This is a genomic window from Streptacidiphilus sp. PAMC 29251, from assembly GCF_054208735.2.
The window spans coordinates 3,664,583-3,679,613 of sequence record NZ_CM135725.2; the positions used below are offsets into that span (position 1 = coordinate 3,664,583).

Here is a 15,031-nt window from a genome sequence, read left to right on the forward strand (position 1 = left end):
TCACTCGCCCCAATCTATCCCTAGCTCGTAGCCCACGCCCCACACCTTTGTTCCCAGGGGTAGCACGGACAGGCTAGCGGGATGCACCGACAACGGCATAATCACCATTAAGCGATCAAGTAATGGTCTAAAACGATCACCTTCTACCGTCTTCTGATCAGCCTGTCTTTTGATCCGGAGCATCCGCTTCCGATCTACCGGCTAGTACGATCCATTTCCTCCTCTAGAACCCACACGAAAGCCACCCCGCCCTTCGGGAAGACCCAACCGTCGTAGGCCACCTCGACGGAGGGCGTCGGATCCGACGCCTCCAACCGCGTAACACGCGGTTGCTCCGGCCCGGCGATGTAGGCCAAGACGTTGACGTAGCGGATGCCGCAGTCGCCATAAGCCAAGCTGACCTTGAAGGACTTGGTCGGACGGGCAAGGTCGAGATGAATCAGGTGGCCGTGCTGCTGGACGAGGGTCCGGTAGGTGTAGGAGACGTGCACTTCCTGCTGGGGCGGCACAGCGTCGATGCCAAGGTTCACCGTGTAGAACTGGCTGCCCCTGCGCGTACTTCGTCGTGCTCGTTGTGCCACTCCGTCTACGGCGCACTGCACCAGCTCGAAGGCTTCCGGCGAAGCACCGGTCAGGCCGGCGACCGGCTCGAAGTACCACGCGTCCGTGGCTGTCTGGTCTTGGCGCAGTTCTCGGTATTCGTCAGGGTCGGATACGCAGGCGAAGCGCAACGTGCTACTGGTTGGTGTCACGCGGTACTGCCATCGGATGGTGGCGACGAACATCGCTGCACCGGCTGGACTGGCCTTCCAGGGAGCGAGCGCCACAGAGACCTCGGCGTCATGGAGCCGCTCTGGAGAGCGGACCACCTGATCGCGGAGGTCGGTGTAGGCATCGTGGGCGAGTTCGGCATCACCCAGACGGATGCCCAGCGAGTTCTCAATTACCTTGTCGAGCGTCTCGGGCGAGGCGACCGCGGTGAGGTTGTCCGGCGCGAAGGCAAAGCCGTCGATCACGGCGTCACGGATGGCAGGCGCCTCTTCCCGGAGCACCTGGCGGAGCCGCTGGTTGGCTCGAGTCTCAGCGTCCACCTGGTCGATGTAGGTGAAGAAGACGGCGATCAGACCGGTTGTAAGCAGCGCGGAGCCGATGTCGGAGATCGGGATGTTCGCAACCCATGAGCCGGGCAGGTGCCTGCTGGTCCAGTGCGCCAGCACCAAGAGCGCCACTCCGACGACCGTGGAGATGGTGGCCAGGAGCGCAAGTTTGGTCTTGTAAAGGCGTTGTAGCGGGCTGAGCATTACAAGATCAAGTATAACAAATCTGCTGGTCAGAGCAATATGTGGAACACGGCCAACAGCCCCGGAGGGCTTTTGCGACTCCGGGGCTGTTGGCACTCAGGCGATCACTTCCAGGGCTTGGTCGCCGGTCGCGACTTGCTCTGGGAGGTGCCGCCTCCGCCTGTCCCGCCGCCACCACCACCGGTGCCAGCCAGGGGTGCGATCTCGTGAGCCTCGCTCATGTCATTCGCCTTTCTCTGCCTCTTCGGACACCAGCCGCGTCGGCCGGTGCGTACGTGTTGGGAGATGCCGTCCGTGAGGACAGCCGACTATTGAGGGACCTCGCACTGACGCTAGCAGGACGCATAGTCACTAGATGTAAACAGTTGGGATTTATAGTCTCTGGATTCAAGAGCATGAGACGTATTCAGTTGGGCTCCTATGGCAACGCAGCCCATCTCACCCGCAACGCAGACCTTTGGTGCACGCGTCCGAGCCAAGCGTCACGAACTCGGCAAGAGCCAAGAACAGCTCGCCGAGGTCGTTGGCCTGCACTGGACGTTCGTGGGGCAAGTGGAGCGTGGTCAGCGCAACATCTCGCTGCACAACATCCTCAAGCTGGCCGAGGGGCTGGGCGTTGATCCCGGAGAGCTGGTGCGCGGGATCAGCGCCCCGAAGGGTGCGACCAACGACCTGGAGTAGGCCGGTGGGGTTAGACCGGGTAAAACCGCTGCGCTCGAGCCATACGGTGCGGCTCCCTCGGCAGACTGCCATCCCGCCGCATGTTGGTCAGCCAAACGCGTTCCCCAAGCTGGCGGATGCAGGGGTCGCAGGCGTACATCGGGGCGGAGAGACCAGCGACGGTGGCGGGACCAATCCACATCACCATGACGCCCGTACGTTGGCACCACAGCCAGCAGTCGCCTTGCTCCCAGACTTGGCCGGGTGGTGCGTTCGGTGGCCGAGCCTGCTGGCTCATTGGATCTCCTCCAGCGGTGTCACCAGCAGGAGGGTGCTCAGCACGCTCTTGAACCCGAAATGGTGGGTTCGGCCGGCGTGGTGGAGGCACCACAGTTCTGGGGCTTCGGGATCGTCAGCCTCACCGGATAACTCACCGCAGACAGTGCACTGGGTCTCGTAGGTCGGCGGGCCGCTGTGTGGGTCGGGCGTGAGCTTCATCTGCACGAAGCGGAAGCGGCGGCGGCTCATGCGTGCTCACGCACCCACGCCGCCAACCGGCGCACCGTGTCGGCAGGTGCGCCACCTAGCTGCACCAGGGGCCTCCCCGCCACAGAGAAGTCACCGCGGAGCGAGGGCAGCGAGATTCCCGCCAACTTCAGAGCCTCGTCCAACTCTTGGGCGGCGCCGACGGCATCTTGGAGTGAATCGGTACCTCGGAATTCGGACATGGCTGTTGTACTCCTCTGGTGTGGCGGGCTTCTTGGTGGAGCCGGTGTTGCACGACCCTTAACCCGAATCGGTCGCCATGGGTTGGTGCAGGACACAGTCGTCTACGACATGCGTGGTGGAGCGGAGAGGGCCAAGCCCAACTCGCGGGCGGCTTCAACGACCAGCGTCATGAGCTGGGCGGTCGTGATGACTTCGGGGCGCTCTCCATCCCGACCGAAGTCCAGACGGTACATGCCGGAGTCCATGGGGCAGATCGGGATACGCAACCCCGGAGTCGTGCCGGGCCGTGCACCCATGCTGGGGCTCCTCTACTACCGACTCAGCCGTGGGCACCTTCAGGACGAAGAACGTTGCCTTACCGTGCAGCACGCCGCGCGTGCCCCAGTCGTCTGCTAGCTGCTCCACGAGAAGCAGCCCGCGACCGGAGGTGGCATCGTCGGAGCTGCTGCGGCGCTTCGGCACCCCACTCCCGTGGTCGATGACCGTCACGGTCAGCAGCTCCTGGCTTCGCTCGCAGACGACGCGCAGGTTGCGGCTGCCGTGGGCATGGAGCACGACGTTGGTCACCAGCTCACTGGTGAGGAGCTCGGCGGTATCGGCGGTGTCGTTAGAGAGGCCCCACCGTAAAACGAGGTCTCGTACGGCTTTGCGAGCGTCCGCCACCCCTCTCTGACAGTCTCGACTGAGACGTCCGGTTCGTCCGGGTTAGTCTGGATGGGCGAGACAGGAGATTCCCGGCATGGCTTCCAATACCACCACCTCACGCACAGCCCCCGAGCCCGACCCGGCCCCGCGGCCGAAGCGGCGCACGTTCACGGCGGAATACAAGCTGCGGATCGTCGCTGAGTACGATGCCGCCCCAGCGGGGAGAAGGGCGCGGTCCTGCGCCGCGAGCGGTTGTACCACTCGCACATCATCGAGTGGCGGGCCGCGCGAGACGCCGGAGCGATGGCCACGCTCGCCGACCGGCGGACCTCGCCCGCACGCCCCAAGAGGCCCGCCGAAGCAGCCGAGGCCGAGCGGCTGCGCAAGAGGCTGGCCGTCGTGGAACGGGAGCTGGCGCAGAAGGACGCCGCCCTGGAGCTGCTGGGAAAAGCTTCCGCACTCTTGGAACTGCTCTCCAAGAGTGCGGGCTGAAAGCCGAGGCCGAGCAGGTCGCCGACGAGCTCTTCCAGTCGCTGGAGCGGGAGTTGAACACCACTGCGGCCTGCCGGCTGACCGGTCGCTCACGGGCCACGCACTACCGTCGGCTCAACCCGCCCCCGCCGCGCGAGCGCGCTCCGCGCCCCTCGCCGCCCTCAGCTCTGGCTCCGGCGGAGCGCGCGCGGATCCTGGCACTGATGAACAGCCCGGCCTATGCCGAACTGGCACCTGCCCAGATCTGGGCGCGCGCGAACTGGACGAGGGCCGCTACTACTGCTCAGTGCGCACGATGTACCGGATCCTGGAGGCCCAGGGCCAGACCGGCGAGCGCCGCCGCCAGGCCACCCACGCCGCCAAGTCCATCCCCGAACTCGTGGCCACCGCCCCCTCGCAGGTCTTCAGTTGGGACATCACCAAACTGGCCGGACCAGACAAGGGCATCTGGTACCACGCCTACGTCATCATCGACATCTTCAGCCGCTACGTCGTCGGCTACACCGTGGAGATGGCCGAATCGGCCGAGCGCGCCGAGGAGTTGATCAGCGAGACCGTCGAACGCAACGGCATCGCCCCGAGCACCTGCACGCGGACCGCGGCACCTCGATGACCAGCAAGAAAGTCTCGCAGTTGCTCATCGATCTGGGCGTGACGCGCTCGCACTCGCGCCCCAAGGTCTCGAATGACAACCCGTACAGCGAAAGCCAGTTCAAAACCACGAAGTACATGGCCGACTACCCGGCGCGGTTCGACTCCCTGAACCACGCACGCGAGTGGTTCGACTCATTCATTGCCTATTACAACCATGAGCATCGCCATTCGGGCATCGGGCTGCACACGCCTGCGTCCGTGCACTTCGGCACCGCCGGCCAAGTCCAGGACCAGCGCGCCGTCACGCTCAACGAGGCATACGCCCGCCACCCCGAACGCTTCGCCCGCCGCCCCCGCCCGCCCAAGATCCCCGATCAGGCGTGGATCAACGACCCCGCCAAACGCAGAGAACCCGAATCAGCACAACAGAGCGCATAACCGTACGAACGTCTCATTTGACTTGACACGTTCCGCACCGATGCAGCGGTACATGGATATCCGAAGAATTGCTTGATGTTCGTCACCAGAGATCACCTCAAGGTGCATGAACGCGGGCAAGCGAGAGTGCGCCCGCACCACAGTTGCCGGTAAGGCCCCTCCAGCCAGGCGGCCAGCACCTACCAACGGCCCCAACGGTAGCCATGCAACTAGACTTCTTGCAAGTACCTATATGCAAGTATGCAGATTTACTTGCTGGCGTTATGCATGGCCTACCGGGCAGACTGGGGGCCACACCTATGAGGAGAGCGATGGGCCCGACGATCAGGAGCCGCCGTCTGGGGTCCGACCTGCGGCAACTCCGACGCAAGGCGAATCTGACGGCTGAAAGCGTGGCCGAGGAGCTGGGCTTCTCGCAGGCCAAGATCAGCCGCATCGAGTCTGGTGCTGTGCGCGTTGCCCGGACTGACCTCAAGGCCATGCTGGCGCTCTACGGCATCACCGATGCCACGGAGGTCGAGAACTACGTCCAGGCCGCCAAAGACGCCAAGACGCAGGGCTGGTGGCTGGCCTACGAGGATGCGTTGCCGCGTGAGTACCGCGACTTCATCGCGCTGGAGGCAGGGGCCAGCAACATCCGTACCTTCGAGGGCATGATCGTGCCGGGCCTGGTGCAGACACCGGAGTACATCCGACACATCATCATGGCCGGTCCCGCGGTGCTCCCACCCGGCCACGTCGACTCCCTGATCAAGGTGCGGGTCGAGCGACAGAGCATTCTGGAGAACGAGCACCCGCCGAAGCTGTGGATCATCGTGACCGAGGGCGCACTCAGGCAACTGGTCGGTGGCGCGGCCGTGATGGTGGAGCAACTTCGCTACCTGGCCCGGCTCACCGAGCAGAGCAACATCACGCTCCAGGTACTCCCGTTCGCTGCGGGTGCACACGCCGGTGTTCAGAGTTCGTTCGTGCTGTTCGACTTCCCGAGCACTGACCCCAGCATCGCCTGTGTCGCCAACCTGACCGGCACCCTGTTCATGGACCAGCCGGGGCAGCTCGAAGCGTTCTCGGGTGCGTTCGACAACCTGCGGGCCGGCGCGCTCAGCCCGGCCGACTCCTTGGCGCTCATCCAGCAGATTGCTGATGAGCTGTGACCCCGATGACCAGAGGAAGCACCATGACCACGCCCGCCATAGTCGGTCCGTTCGTCAAGTCCACCTTCAGCGGCCAGCAGGACAACTGCGTTGAGGTCGCACCGCTGGCGGATGGTGGCCGGGCCATCCGCGACAGCAAGGACCAGGGCGGGCCCGTGCTGCGGTTCGCACCTGGCGCGTGGGCGGCGTTCGTGGCGGGGGTTGCGGCTGGGGAATTCCGGCAGTAGGAGAAGCGTGAAGGGAGCCTCCGCAGTCGCGGAGGCTCCCTTTTCCATTTCCCGGAAATGCCAGAGATTACAAAAAGGGATATCTGTATTGACTCGCAGGTCTCAATGTTTTATAACTTACGGGACATATGAGTTTTCCAGATTTTCCACCAGCAGAAGAGTTTCGAGTTGTCCGCCATCTTGCCCTGGAGGGAGCCATTCCACCAGAACGCCAGGAAGAGTTAGCGCTGCTGCTGGGCGGCTATGGCCTGCGACTCGTGCAGCGCGATAGCGTCGAGAGCCCTATAGAAATCCCCGGTCATCCCGTTATTGACATCTTTGAGGTCAATGAGAGTCGACCAGCGGGATTGCAAAGCATCGCGCAGGCAGTTGAGTCTTTGCGGGCGTTGGATGTCGTGAGGAAGGGCGTTCAGTCTGGATGGGAGGCGGATGATGAATCCGCAGAGGGCGAGCAGAGAACTCTTTATAAGGGATTCTGGCATGGCATCGAAGAGCTTCAGCTGACTGATCCAAGGTTCGTCGATGACTTCGCCAGCACTCTTGCGGGAAGCCCATGGACGGAAGACCGTGTGCGCGCACCCGCAGCATTACAAATTAGTCAGATGCCGAAACAATGGTACGCACAGGACGAGATTATGGCCGATCCACGATGGGAGCGCCTACTTCAAGATGACGATCCTAAATGTCGGCAGATGGCACGCGAGCATTTAGAAGAGTGGGCTGAACTCATGGTTCTCGACGATCACCACGGGCAAACTGCTCGATTTATCGAGCTTATCGACTATATTGAGCGCATGGTCAACAGAAATGTTCGTGACTAGCTAGCCGCTCCGCCGTCCGTTACGACCCAGCCGATCAGGAAGCGAGCAAAATCCTCGAATGTTATGCTTCGATAGGAGTCGAAGCTGCGGGGGTCATAGTGCTTGCTCTCCAGAAATCCGATGTTCTGGTGCGCTTCCTTGGCCTCTTTGAGCAAAACCGTGGCTTGCCGTGAATTCATTCGGACGCCTTCTGCGAAGAAGAGGCTACGAATAAACTGAGCGTCCCTTGAGTTGCCGGACAACTCATACTCCGCAAGACCATCCGTCAAGAGTCGCGCGATCTGCGGGCGGCGCCCACTCAGGCGCAAAGAATTTGTCCGACAGTAGTCGGATGCAAGTTTAGTGAGTTCCTCGATCTCGACCACCGTTTTGTTACCCGCATTGATCTCAAGATCATCAATTCCGCGACGTCGGACCCTAGTGAGCTGCCCGCCGATCAGCGTCGCCTCTTGCGCCATCCCGCCCTCGCCCTGACGTGCCCTACAGGTGTTCGTCTGATGCTCAGGTGTGCGAACGCCCGTGTCAAGTCGGCCGTTTGGGATCTTCAGCTCTCCGTTCGAACTTCTCAGTATCGCGGGTCATCAAAGTTGATGGGTCGTCAGCTTTCCGCGTGCCCTTCGGGTGGTTGCGCAGTGTGATCGCAGGCGTTGGCTCCGGCGGTTTCGGAAGCCGTAGGCCTTGCGGGCTTCGAGCTTGATCACGCGGTTGTTGCCTTCGGATGCGGCGTTCGTTATGCCGGTTTTGATGTAGTTCTCGATGCCGTGCCACCACTGGTCGACGGTTTCGGCGAGGGTGACCAGTTCGACCAGGTAGGGGCGGTCGGCACAGAAGGCCTGGAAGCGGTAGCGGGCGGCGGAGACCGCGGAGCGGTCGGGAAGGACGTGGGCGTGCTTGGCGGTGAGCCGCAGCAGGTCGCGCAGGAGCTCCTTGGCACGCCAGCCGTCGAGGATCTGCTTGCCGTAGGTACCCATATCGGTCAACTCGTCGGCAAGCGTGGCCAGTTCTGTGGTGGTGAGGTCTTCCTTGTTGCGGCGCAGGAGCTTGCGGACGCTCCAGACGGGGTCGCCCTTGCGGGCGCGGCGGCCGTGGTGCCTCCAGGTGAGGCGGCGGCGCAGGTCGGCCAGGTGGCGCTGGGCGAGCTGGACGACGTGGAAGCAGTCCACGACGATTCGGGCGTGGGGCAGGGCGGTGCGCACGGCGGCGCGGAAGGTGGCGCACAGGTCGATGGCCACGTACCTGACCCGCTGTTTCCAGGTCTCGGGCTGGAGGGTGAGCCAGGCGGCGACGGAGGCGGCGTTGCGGCCCTCGACCTGCCCGAGCAGGCCCTGGCCGCCGACCGCGTCGACGAAGCCGATATGCCAGGCGTCGGCGACCAGTTCCCATGTGCCCGTTTCGGGGTTCTCCCGCCAGACCGGCTTGCCCCTGCGGGTCTCGTCGATGCCGACGGCCTCGGTCACGGGCGGCTGATCAGGCAGGACGAGCTCGGCGTACTGTTCGAAGGCAGCTTGGGCAGTGGGCCAGGAGATGCCCAGGTCACGGCCGGCCTGTACGACCGTGCGGCCGTCGTCGGCCACCACGCGTCCGGCCTCGCGCCGCAGCGCGCGGGTCAGCCGGGCCCCCGCTGGCACCTCGCGGACCTGCTCGGTGAACGAGCCGCGCGGGCACAGCGGTTCCGCGCAGAACCAACGGGACTTGTGCCAGTGCAGATCCACACGTCGTCCACCGTAAGGAAGTTGGCGGGGGCGGGTGAGACGTGGGCCCTTCCTCGTCGTGGAGAGCACTCCGCACTCCGGGCATGCCCGCGCACCCTCGTCCACCGTCGCCACGTGCACGACGAGAGCCGGCCCGACCTCCTCCACCTTGATCACCCCCAGCCCCTCCAGGCCCAGCAGCAGTGTCGCGTCCGTATCGGCACAGGTATCGTTGATGTTCGAGCCCGCAGGTGTTCGTGATCGGTTTCTCTAGACAAGAACCATGATCACCAATCCCTGCGGGCTCCTTGCATCCGGGGCACACCACACCCGGCATCGTCACCCAACGTGACAGTCAATTGGCTCAAGCCGCTGACGGCCCATCAAGTTTGAAGACCCAGTATCGCGTGATCTATTTTGTTGGGCCGCCCAGCAGCCACGCTGCTCCTGTCAGTTGCTCCAACAGCGGAGCGACGACACGGATGGAAGGAGCCTGGAATGTCAGGCGGCATCATGAGGCGGGAGGCAGGCCCCGGAGGTCTGCTCATCCCCCGAGCGGTCGGACGCGACATGGAGCGCGTGGCCGGGGCAACTCGGTTGCAGCAGACCGTCATTCGCGCCAAGTCGGCCGTTGGAGAGCACGCGCTCTCTGAGGTGAGCTACCTCAAGGCGATCCAGCGAACGGCTGAGCAGGGCAACCCGGACGCGGCCGACGCCATCGCCCTCATCGTGAACATCACGGTCCAGGGCATCGCCAGGAGCTGCGCCCAGTTCAACGCGGAGATCGACTGATATGCGCGGTCTCCTGGACCTAGCCGTGATGGCCGGGTGCGTTGGGGGCGGGCGTGTGTGGCAGTGGCGTCGTGACCGCCGAGCAACGCAGGTCGGTAGGCACCTCACCAACGCGTACAACGCCGTGAGCGACATTGCCGACCGGCGTCAGCGTGCCGAGGAACAGATCAGTCACCTCATGCACGACCGGAGGCGACCGTGAAGGACATCCTCCTCATGGCCGCCACGGCGGCCGGCTACTACGTCGGTCGTGTTCGCCAGTTCCTCCGTGACCGCGCGGCCAATCGCGTCGGTCACCACCTCCGCAAGGTGTTTGACGCCATGCCCAACGACGACAAGAACGGACAGAACCAGTGAGCGAGGCAACGGACTTGCGTGAGCTGCGCGGGTGGATTGAGTCGGCTCGTTGGGGCCTGCTCGACGCGCTTGTGACCATCAAGCTCAGCGAGGAGAACCGAGAAGACCGCGCCAAGCGCAAGCTCGCAGCTGAGCTGCGGGCGTTGGATGAGTTCGGCCTCCGCAACACCGCATACGAGGAGTACCAGCCGTCGTGAACGGTGGCAGTCCCGAGGGGTGGGGACGGCAGGTACTGCAAGCCGCCCTCCTCCTCCTGGTCATCGCGTTCACAGCCCACTGGGCATTTGAGCTACTTCGTCCGCTGGTGCCGGTTGTGGTGTCAGCCGTTGTGGTTCTGCTCGTCGTCGTGGCCGTGCTTCGCCGGCGGCGCTGGTAGATCAGGACGGGTGCCGAGGGTCGTTGTAGATAACACATGGGACATTCTCGCTGCCCGTCCCGGCTCCAAAACCCGCAGCTCAACAGGGATCAGCAACCGTTTGCTCGCCTGTATGTCCACTCGAATGTTCGAGCGAGCAAACGGTTTCCAAGATCCCCAACGTGATCTACACCTATACGTAGGCCCGGCGCATCCATCAGTTGCTGGGCCGTAACAGAAAGGAGATGCATGACAAGAGAGCTACCGGAGCGGGTGGTTCCCACCCGCTTCCGCACCATCCTGGCCGATCCTCCGTGGGATCACCAGCAAAGAGGACACAAGGGGCAGAGCAGCATTATCCGCTCATGTCGCTCGACCGGATAAAGAAGATGCCTGTCAGCGATCTGGCGGAACAAAACGCCCATCTCTGGCTGTGGTGTACCAATGCCTCACTGCGCGATGGGTACGACGTCGCTGAGGCATGGGGCTTCGCACCAAAGTCGATCTTGACCTGGGTCAAGTTCCGTCTGGGGCTGGGATCCACGCTCAGGACAGCGAGCGAGCACCTGTTGTTCGCGACGCGCGGCGCTGCTCCCGTTCGCTTCAGGAGCCAACCAACATGGTTCAACGCGCCGGTGCAGGAGCATTCTCGCAAGCCCGACGAGCAGTACCCGATCATCGAGCGCATCTCGGACGGGCCTCACTTGGAGATCTTTGCCCGCCGACGACCCCCGAGCACTGGGGACTGGTGGATCTGGGGCAACGAGGTGGACGCCGACATCCGTATCCCCAACTACCCCGTGCCCAGCGACCAGCGCCATGGGCAAAACCCCTAACCAGAGAGGAGATGTATGGCTACACGCAAGACAAGCACCAAGCGCCCGGAACGCCGCTTCTACGCGGAGGGCGTCCGACGGGAACCCGTCGACCTCCAGAAGCTTGGCAAGGTGTTGCTGGCCGTGGTGCTGGCCGAACAGCAGCGCCAGGCGGCAGCCGCCGAGCCCCTGGATGAGAGTCCGAGGTGAACACGACCTCGGGCCTCCAGTTCGCCGAACTGCATCTGCCCCGACCTCTCGACGCCGACGCGGTGCTCGCCTTCCTGGGCCGGCTGGCCGCAGATCGGCAAACGGCCCGGCTCGTCTTTGAGCTTCGTTCCGAGGGCGGGCTCACACGACACCTACTCGGCGCCCGGCCAGTAGACATGGCGCGGCTGCGACGGCTGCTCGGGCACTTCTTGCCGGGATGTCTCCTGGAAGATGATTCGGAGCACGGTGCGACGCGTCCGCTGGTGAGAAGCGCAGGACGGCTACGAATACGTCCCACGTACTTGCCGCTCAGCATGGAGACGCCCGAAGCGGTCTCCAAGGCCGTGTTGTCAGCACTGGCTATGCCGCTGGCCGAAGCCGAAGCGCTCGTCGTCCAAGTGGTCCTTGGGCCGCGCATCTTGCCCAGCGTGCTGCCCGCGGAGTTCCCCGATCCCAGCCTGCCAATCCTGCACCGCCTATTGGTCGGCAACAGGCCGGCACCCTCTCTGACAGTCTCGACTGAGACGTCCGGTTCGTCCGGGTTAGTCTGGATGGGCGAGACAGGAGATTCCCGGCATGGCTTCCAATACCACCACCTCACGCACAGCCCCCGAGCCCGACCCGGCCCCGCGGCCGAAGCGGCGCACGTTCACGGCGGAATACAAGCTGCGGATCGTCGCTGAGTACGATGCCGCCCCCAGCGGGGAGAAGGGCGCGGTCCTGCGCCGCGAGCGGTTGTACCACTCGCACATCATCGAGTGGCGGGCCGCGCGAGACGCCGGAGCGATGGCCACGCTCGCCGACCGGCGGACCTCGCCCGCACGCCCCAAGAGGCCCGCCGAAGCAGCCGAGGCCGAGCGGCTGCGCAAGAGGCTGGCCGTCGTGGAACGGGAGCTGGCGCAGAAGGACGCCGCCCTGGAGCTGCTGGGAAAAGCTTCCGCACTCTTGGAACTGCTCTCCAAGAGTGCGGGCTGAAAGCCGAGGCCGAGCAGGTCGCCGACGAGCTCTTCCAGTCGCTGGAGCGGGAGTTGAACACCACTGCGGCCTGCCGGCTGACCGGTCGCTCACGGGCCACGCACTACCGTCGGCTCAACCCGCCCCCGCCGCGCGAGCGCGCTCCGCGCCCCTCGCCGCCCTCAGCTCTGGCTCCGGCGGAGCGCGCGCGGATCCTGGCACTGATGAACAGCCCGGCCTATGCCGAACTGGCACCTGCCCAGATCTGGGCGCGCGAACTGGACGAGGGCCGCTACTACTGCTCAGTGCGCACGATGTACCGGATCCTGGAGGCCCAGGGCCAGACCGGCGAGCGCCGCCGCCAGGCCACCCACGCCGCCAAGTCCATCCCCGAACTCGTGGCCACCGCCCCCTCGCAGGTCTTCAGTTGGGACATCACCAAACTGGCCGGACCAGACAAGGGCATCTGGTACCACGCCTACGTCATCATCGACATCTTCAGCCGCTACGTCGTCGGCTACACCGTGGAGATGGCCGAATCGGCCGAGCGCGCCGAGGAGTTGATCAGCGAGACCGTCGAACGCAACGGCATCGCCCCCGAGCACCTGCACGCGGACCGCGGCACCTCGATGACCAGCAAGAAAGTCTCGCAGTTGCTCATCGATCTGGGCGTGACGCGCTCGCACTCGCGCCCCAAGGTCTCGAATGACAACCCGTACAGCGAAAGCCAGTTCAAAACCACGAAGTACATGGCCGACTACCCGGCGCGGTTCGACTCCCTGAACCACGCACGCGAGTGGTTCGACTCATTCATTGCCTATTACAACCATGAGCATCGCCATTCGGGCATCGGGCTGCACACGCCTGCGTCCGTGCACTTCGGCACCGCCGGCCAAGTCCAGGACCAGCGCGCCGTCACGCTCAACGAGGCATACGCCCGCCACCCCGAACGCTTCGCCCGCCGCCCCCGCCCGCCCAAGATCCCCGATCAGGCGTGGATCAACGACCCCGCCAAACGCAGAGAACCCGAATCAGCACAACAGAGCGCATAACCGTACGAACGTCTCATTTGACTTGACACGTTCCGGCAGGGGCAGAGCTTCGGGCACGCCTCCGCAGACGAGTGGAGCACTGTGGCTTCCAGATCACCATCCGCGTGGGTGTAGCAGCGTCATCGCGGGAGCGCCGTACCGGCCTGCTCCTCGGCGCTCTGTCTGGGCTGACAGTGGCACAGGGGCCAGGTACGCGCATCCGACTGGTAAGTGATCGGGCAGCGGCCATCAACAAGGGTCAGCGCCCGTGGATCTGGCCACTCAAGCTCTCCGTGCCGGAGCTGGCTGGCCCGCTGGGCTGGCCGCTCGGCGAGGACGAACTACCGGGGATGCCACCACTGCACCCAAGGCCGCTGCGGGCAGCAGCGCATGTGCACCAGGGCGAGCGCGTCTTTGCCCAAAGCGCAGCACCAGGCGACAAACGGCTGATCGGGATCTCGGCCACCGACCAGACGTTCCACGGGGTGGCCTACGGGCCGAGCGGTAGTGGCAAGTCAAATGTCTTTTTGCACCTGATTTTGGCAGATATAGCAGCTGGGCGGCCGGTGGTCGTCCTTGACCCAAAACGCCAGCTCATTGACGACATTCTGGCCCGGGTACCAGCGGACCAGGTCGACCGCATCGTGGAACTGAACGCCGCAGACGCTGCGCCTGTTTCGTTCAATCCGCTGGATACATCTGGGCGAGACCCGGATGTAGTGGTGGATGGCATCCTGGCGGTCTTCGAGTCGCTCTTTGCTGACGGCTACGGTCCCAGGAGTGCCGACATTTTCTCAGCGGGCCTCCGAACACTGGCCCGAGGGAGCGTCCTTGGCCAACCTACTGGCCTCGTAGATCTGCCTCGCCTGTTCACCGACCCAGCCTTCCGCCGGCCGTTCGTCGGCCGCGTGCAGGGCGACGTCGCACTGGCGCAGTTCTGGAGCTGGTACGAGGGGCAGTCACCAGCGGGTCAAGCGGCAGCTATCGCCCCACCCATGAACAAGCTGCGGCAGTTTCTGCTACGGCCCGCCGTAGTGCGGATGCTCGACCCGCGCGGCGGTCGGTTCCGGCTGCGCGACACCTTCCGCACCAACAAGGTCGTACTTGTACCGCTCAATGAGGGGCTCATCGGGCCAGGAGTGGCGAGCCTGCTCGGTAGGCTGGTCATCGCTGAGATCTGGCAGGCCGTTCAGGAGCGTGCCAGCGAGCACGGTGCCGAGCAGCGCCCCGGCATGATCTACGTAGACGAGGCGCCGAGGTTCGTTCACCTGCCGACGTCCTTGGCAGATGCTCTCGCCATCTCTCGTTCGCTGTCAGTGGGCTGGCTCCTCGCGGCACAGTTCCGTAGTCAGTTTCCACAGGATCTACGCACAGCTGTGGATATCAACGCTAGGAGCAAGATCGCCTTCGCCACCGAAGCCGACGACGCCCGCGACCTTGCCAAGCTGGCACCGGGCTTGGAGGCGGAGGACTTCTTGGCGCTGCCCAGATTCCACGCCTACGCCAACCTCGTCGCCAGCGGCGCACCGTCCGGGTGGGCACTGGTGCGGACACTACCGCCAACCCCGATCACCGGGGACGTGGAGGAGGTTCGGAGGACCATCCGTGCCAACTGGAGCCCATCACCGGAAGCACCGGTGGATGAGCCTCCGGCCGCCGTCCAAGTAGGCGTCGAGCCAGCGCAGATCGGCCGGAAGCGCCGGAAGAAACCTGGGGATGCAGCGGCTGGGGAGTGACTGGTGCTCGAGGCGCGCGGCCTGTCGTC

20 protein-coding genes are annotated in these 15,031 nt (G+C 64.3%); 15 read left to right on the plus strand and 5 right to left on the minus strand.

Features of this window, described 5'->3' with window-relative positions; genetic code table 11:
• Positions 1-194: 194 nt before the first annotated feature.
• Complete coding sequence (locus ACXKR8_RS17125; RefSeq protein WP_458273776.1) at positions 195-1,301, minus strand: hypothetical protein; 1,107 nt, start codon at positions 1,299-1,301, stop codon at positions 195-197.
• Between the two features lie 420 nt (positions 1,302-1,721).
• On the opposite strand from ACXKR8_RS17125, the gene ACXKR8_RS17130 reads away from it, so the two are divergent.
• Complete coding sequence (locus ACXKR8_RS17130) at positions 1,722-1,982, plus strand: helix-turn-helix domain-containing protein (RefSeq protein WP_458273777.1); 261 nt, start codon at positions 1,722-1,724, stop codon at positions 1,980-1,982.
• Positions 1,983-2,255: 273 nt separating this feature from the next.
• Here ACXKR8_RS17130 and ACXKR8_RS17135 read toward each other — a convergent pair whose 3' ends face one another.
• Positions 2,256-2,489 carry a DUF7848 domain-containing protein gene (locus ACXKR8_RS17135; RefSeq protein ID WP_458273778.1) on the minus strand — a complete coding sequence of 78 codons (234 nt, stop codon included), beginning with the start codon at positions 2,487-2,489 and terminating at the stop codon, positions 2,256-2,258.
• Positions 2,490-2,843: 354 nt separating this feature from the next.
• Positions 2,844-3,353, minus strand: a complete 510-nt coding sequence (locus ACXKR8_RS17140) for an ATP-binding protein (RefSeq protein WP_458273779.1) — start codon at positions 3,351-3,353, stop codon at positions 2,844-2,846.
• A 285-nt stretch (positions 3,354-3,638) separates the two neighbouring features.
• Here ACXKR8_RS17140 and ACXKR8_RS17145 point away from each other — a divergent pair, with 285 nt between their 5' ends.
• The 6 genes from ACXKR8_RS17145 to ACXKR8_RS17170 all read left to right on the plus strand — a co-directional run bounded on the left by ACXKR8_RS17145 (position 3,639) and on the right by ACXKR8_RS17170 (position 7,061).
• A complete protein-coding gene (locus ACXKR8_RS17145; RefSeq protein WP_462100020.1) occupies positions 3,639-3,827 on the plus strand; it encodes a hypothetical protein in 189 nt (62 codons plus the stop codon).
• Between the two features lie 295 nt (positions 3,828-4,122).
• A complete protein-coding gene (locus ACXKR8_RS17150; RefSeq protein ID WP_462100684.1) occupies positions 4,123-4,440 on the plus strand; it encodes a DDE-type integrase/transposase/recombinase in 318 nt (105 codons plus the stop codon).
• A complete protein-coding gene (locus tag ACXKR8_RS17155) occupies positions 4,437-4,859 on the plus strand; it encodes an integrase core domain-containing protein (RefSeq protein WP_462100549.1) in 423 nt (140 codons plus the stop codon). The genes ACXKR8_RS17150 and ACXKR8_RS17155 overlap by 4 nt, the downstream gene beginning before the upstream one ends.
• A gap of 311 nt (positions 4,860-5,170) precedes the next feature.
• A complete protein-coding gene (locus ACXKR8_RS17160) occupies positions 5,171-6,013 on the plus strand; it encodes a helix-turn-helix domain-containing protein (RefSeq protein WP_458273780.1) in 843 nt (280 codons plus the stop codon).
• Positions 6,014-6,036: 23 nt separating this feature from the next.
• A complete protein-coding gene (locus ACXKR8_RS17165; RefSeq protein ID WP_458273781.1) occupies positions 6,037-6,240 on the plus strand; it encodes a DUF397 domain-containing protein in 204 nt (67 codons plus the stop codon).
• 128 nt (positions 6,241-6,368) lie between these two features.
• Positions 6,369-7,061, plus strand: coding sequence for a hypothetical protein (locus ACXKR8_RS17170; protein ID WP_458273782.1), 693 nt, complete (start codon positions 6,369-6,371; stop codon positions 7,059-7,061).
• Here the strand turns inward: ACXKR8_RS17170 and ACXKR8_RS17175 are convergent.
• Positions 7,058-7,519: a hypothetical protein gene (locus ACXKR8_RS17175; protein WP_458273783.1), complete on the minus strand. Its 462-nt coding sequence runs from the start codon at positions 7,517-7,519 to the stop codon at positions 7,058-7,060. The genes ACXKR8_RS17170 and ACXKR8_RS17175 overlap by 4 nt on opposite strands.
• 123 nt (positions 7,520-7,642) lie before the next feature.
• The gene (locus ACXKR8_RS17180) at positions 7,643-8,929 is read right to left on the minus strand and encodes an ISL3 family transposase (protein ID WP_458267408.1); all 1,287 of its coding nucleotides are present in this window, start codon (positions 8,927-8,929) and stop codon (positions 7,643-7,645) included.
• 321 nt (positions 8,930-9,250) lie between these two features.
• Between ACXKR8_RS17180 and ACXKR8_RS17185 the strand changes: the two genes are divergently transcribed.
• The 8 genes from ACXKR8_RS17185 (at position 9,251) to ACXKR8_RS17220 (ending at position 15,002) form a co-directional block, all read left to right on the plus strand.
• The gene (locus ACXKR8_RS17185; RefSeq protein WP_458273784.1) at positions 9,251-9,544 is read left to right on the plus strand and encodes a hypothetical protein; all 294 of its coding nucleotides are present in this window, start codon (positions 9,251-9,253) and stop codon (positions 9,542-9,544) included.
• 198 nt (positions 9,545-9,742) lie between these two features.
• Positions 9,743-9,901, plus strand: a complete 159-nt coding sequence (locus ACXKR8_RS17190; RefSeq protein WP_458273785.1) for a hypothetical protein — start codon at positions 9,743-9,745, stop codon at positions 9,899-9,901.
• A complete protein-coding gene (locus tag ACXKR8_RS17195; protein WP_458273786.1) occupies positions 9,898-10,098 on the plus strand; it encodes a hypothetical protein in 201 nt (66 codons plus the stop codon). The genes ACXKR8_RS17190 and ACXKR8_RS17195 overlap by 4 nt, the downstream gene beginning before the upstream one ends.
• A gap of 523 nt (positions 10,099-10,621) precedes the next feature.
• Positions 10,622-11,092, plus strand: coding sequence for an MT-A70 family methyltransferase (locus ACXKR8_RS17200; protein WP_462100550.1), 471 nt, complete (start codon positions 10,622-10,624; stop codon positions 11,090-11,092).
• 15 nt (positions 11,093-11,107) lie between these two features.
• Positions 11,108-11,281, plus strand: coding sequence for a hypothetical protein (locus ACXKR8_RS17205; protein WP_458273788.1), 174 nt, complete (start codon positions 11,108-11,110; stop codon positions 11,279-11,281).
• A gap of 576 nt (positions 11,282-11,857) precedes the next feature.
• The gene (locus ACXKR8_RS17210) at positions 11,858-12,256 is read left to right on the plus strand and encodes a transposase (protein ID WP_458266979.1); all 399 of its coding nucleotides are present in this window, start codon (positions 11,858-11,860) and stop codon (positions 12,254-12,256) included.
• Positions 12,253-13,287, plus strand: a complete 1,035-nt coding sequence (locus tag ACXKR8_RS17215) for an IS3 family transposase (protein ID WP_458274906.1) — start codon at positions 12,253-12,255, stop codon at positions 13,285-13,287. Before ACXKR8_RS17210 ends, ACXKR8_RS17215 begins: the two co-directional genes overlap by 4 nt.
• Before the next feature lie 272 nt (positions 13,288-13,559).
• On the plus strand, positions 13,560-15,002 hold the full coding sequence (locus ACXKR8_RS17220) for a type IV secretory system conjugative DNA transfer family protein (protein ID WP_458273789.1): 1,443 nt from the start codon (positions 13,560-13,562) through the stop codon (positions 15,000-15,002).
• Positions 15,003-15,031: the final 29 nt, after the last annotated feature.

Coding starts and splice junctions, on each gene's coding strand:
- ACXKR8_RS17155 (WP_462100549.1), top strand. CDS start 4,437: ATGACCAGCAAGAAAGTCTCGCAGTTGCTCATCGATCTGGGCGTGACG.
- ACXKR8_RS17200 (WP_462100550.1), top strand. CDS start 10,622: ATGTCGCTCGACCGGATAAAGAAGATGCCTGTCAGCGATCTGGCGGAA.
- ACXKR8_RS17205 (WP_458273788.1), top strand. CDS start 11,108: ATGGCTACACGCAAGACAAGCACCAAGCGCCCGGAACGCCGCTTCTAC.
- ACXKR8_RS17125 (WP_458273776.1), bottom strand. CDS start 1,301: ATGCTCAGCCCGCTACAACGCCTTTACAAGACCAAACTTGCGCTCCTG.
- ACXKR8_RS17135 (WP_458273778.1), bottom strand. CDS start 2,489: ATGAGCCGCCGCCGCTTCCGCTTCGTGCAGATGAAGCTCACGCCCGAC.
- ACXKR8_RS17145 (WP_462100020.1), top strand. CDS start 3,639: ATGGCCACGCTCGCCGACCGGCGGACCTCGCCCGCACGCCCCAAGAGG.
- ACXKR8_RS17170 (WP_458273782.1), top strand. CDS start 6,369: ATGAGTTTTCCAGATTTTCCACCAGCAGAAGAGTTTCGAGTTGTCCGC.
- ACXKR8_RS17160 (WP_458273780.1), top strand. CDS start 5,171: ATGGGCCCGACGATCAGGAGCCGCCGTCTGGGGTCCGACCTGCGGCAA.
- ACXKR8_RS17185 (WP_458273784.1), top strand. CDS start 9,251: ATGTCAGGCGGCATCATGAGGCGGGAGGCAGGCCCCGGAGGTCTGCTC.
- ACXKR8_RS17165 (WP_458273781.1), top strand. CDS start 6,037: ATGACCACGCCCGCCATAGTCGGTCCGTTCGTCAAGTCCACCTTCAGC.
- ACXKR8_RS17130 (WP_458273777.1), top strand. CDS start 1,722: ATGGCAACGCAGCCCATCTCACCCGCAACGCAGACCTTTGGTGCACGC.
- ACXKR8_RS17175 (WP_458273783.1), bottom strand. CDS start 7,519: ATGGCGCAAGAGGCGACGCTGATCGGCGGGCAGCTCACTAGGGTCCGA.
- ACXKR8_RS17150 (WP_462100684.1), top strand. CDS start 4,123: ATGTACCGGATCCTGGAGGCCCAGGGCCAGACCGGCGAGCGCCGCCGC.
- ACXKR8_RS17210 (WP_458266979.1), top strand. CDS start 11,858: ATGGCTTCCAATACCACCACCTCACGCACAGCCCCCGAGCCCGACCCG.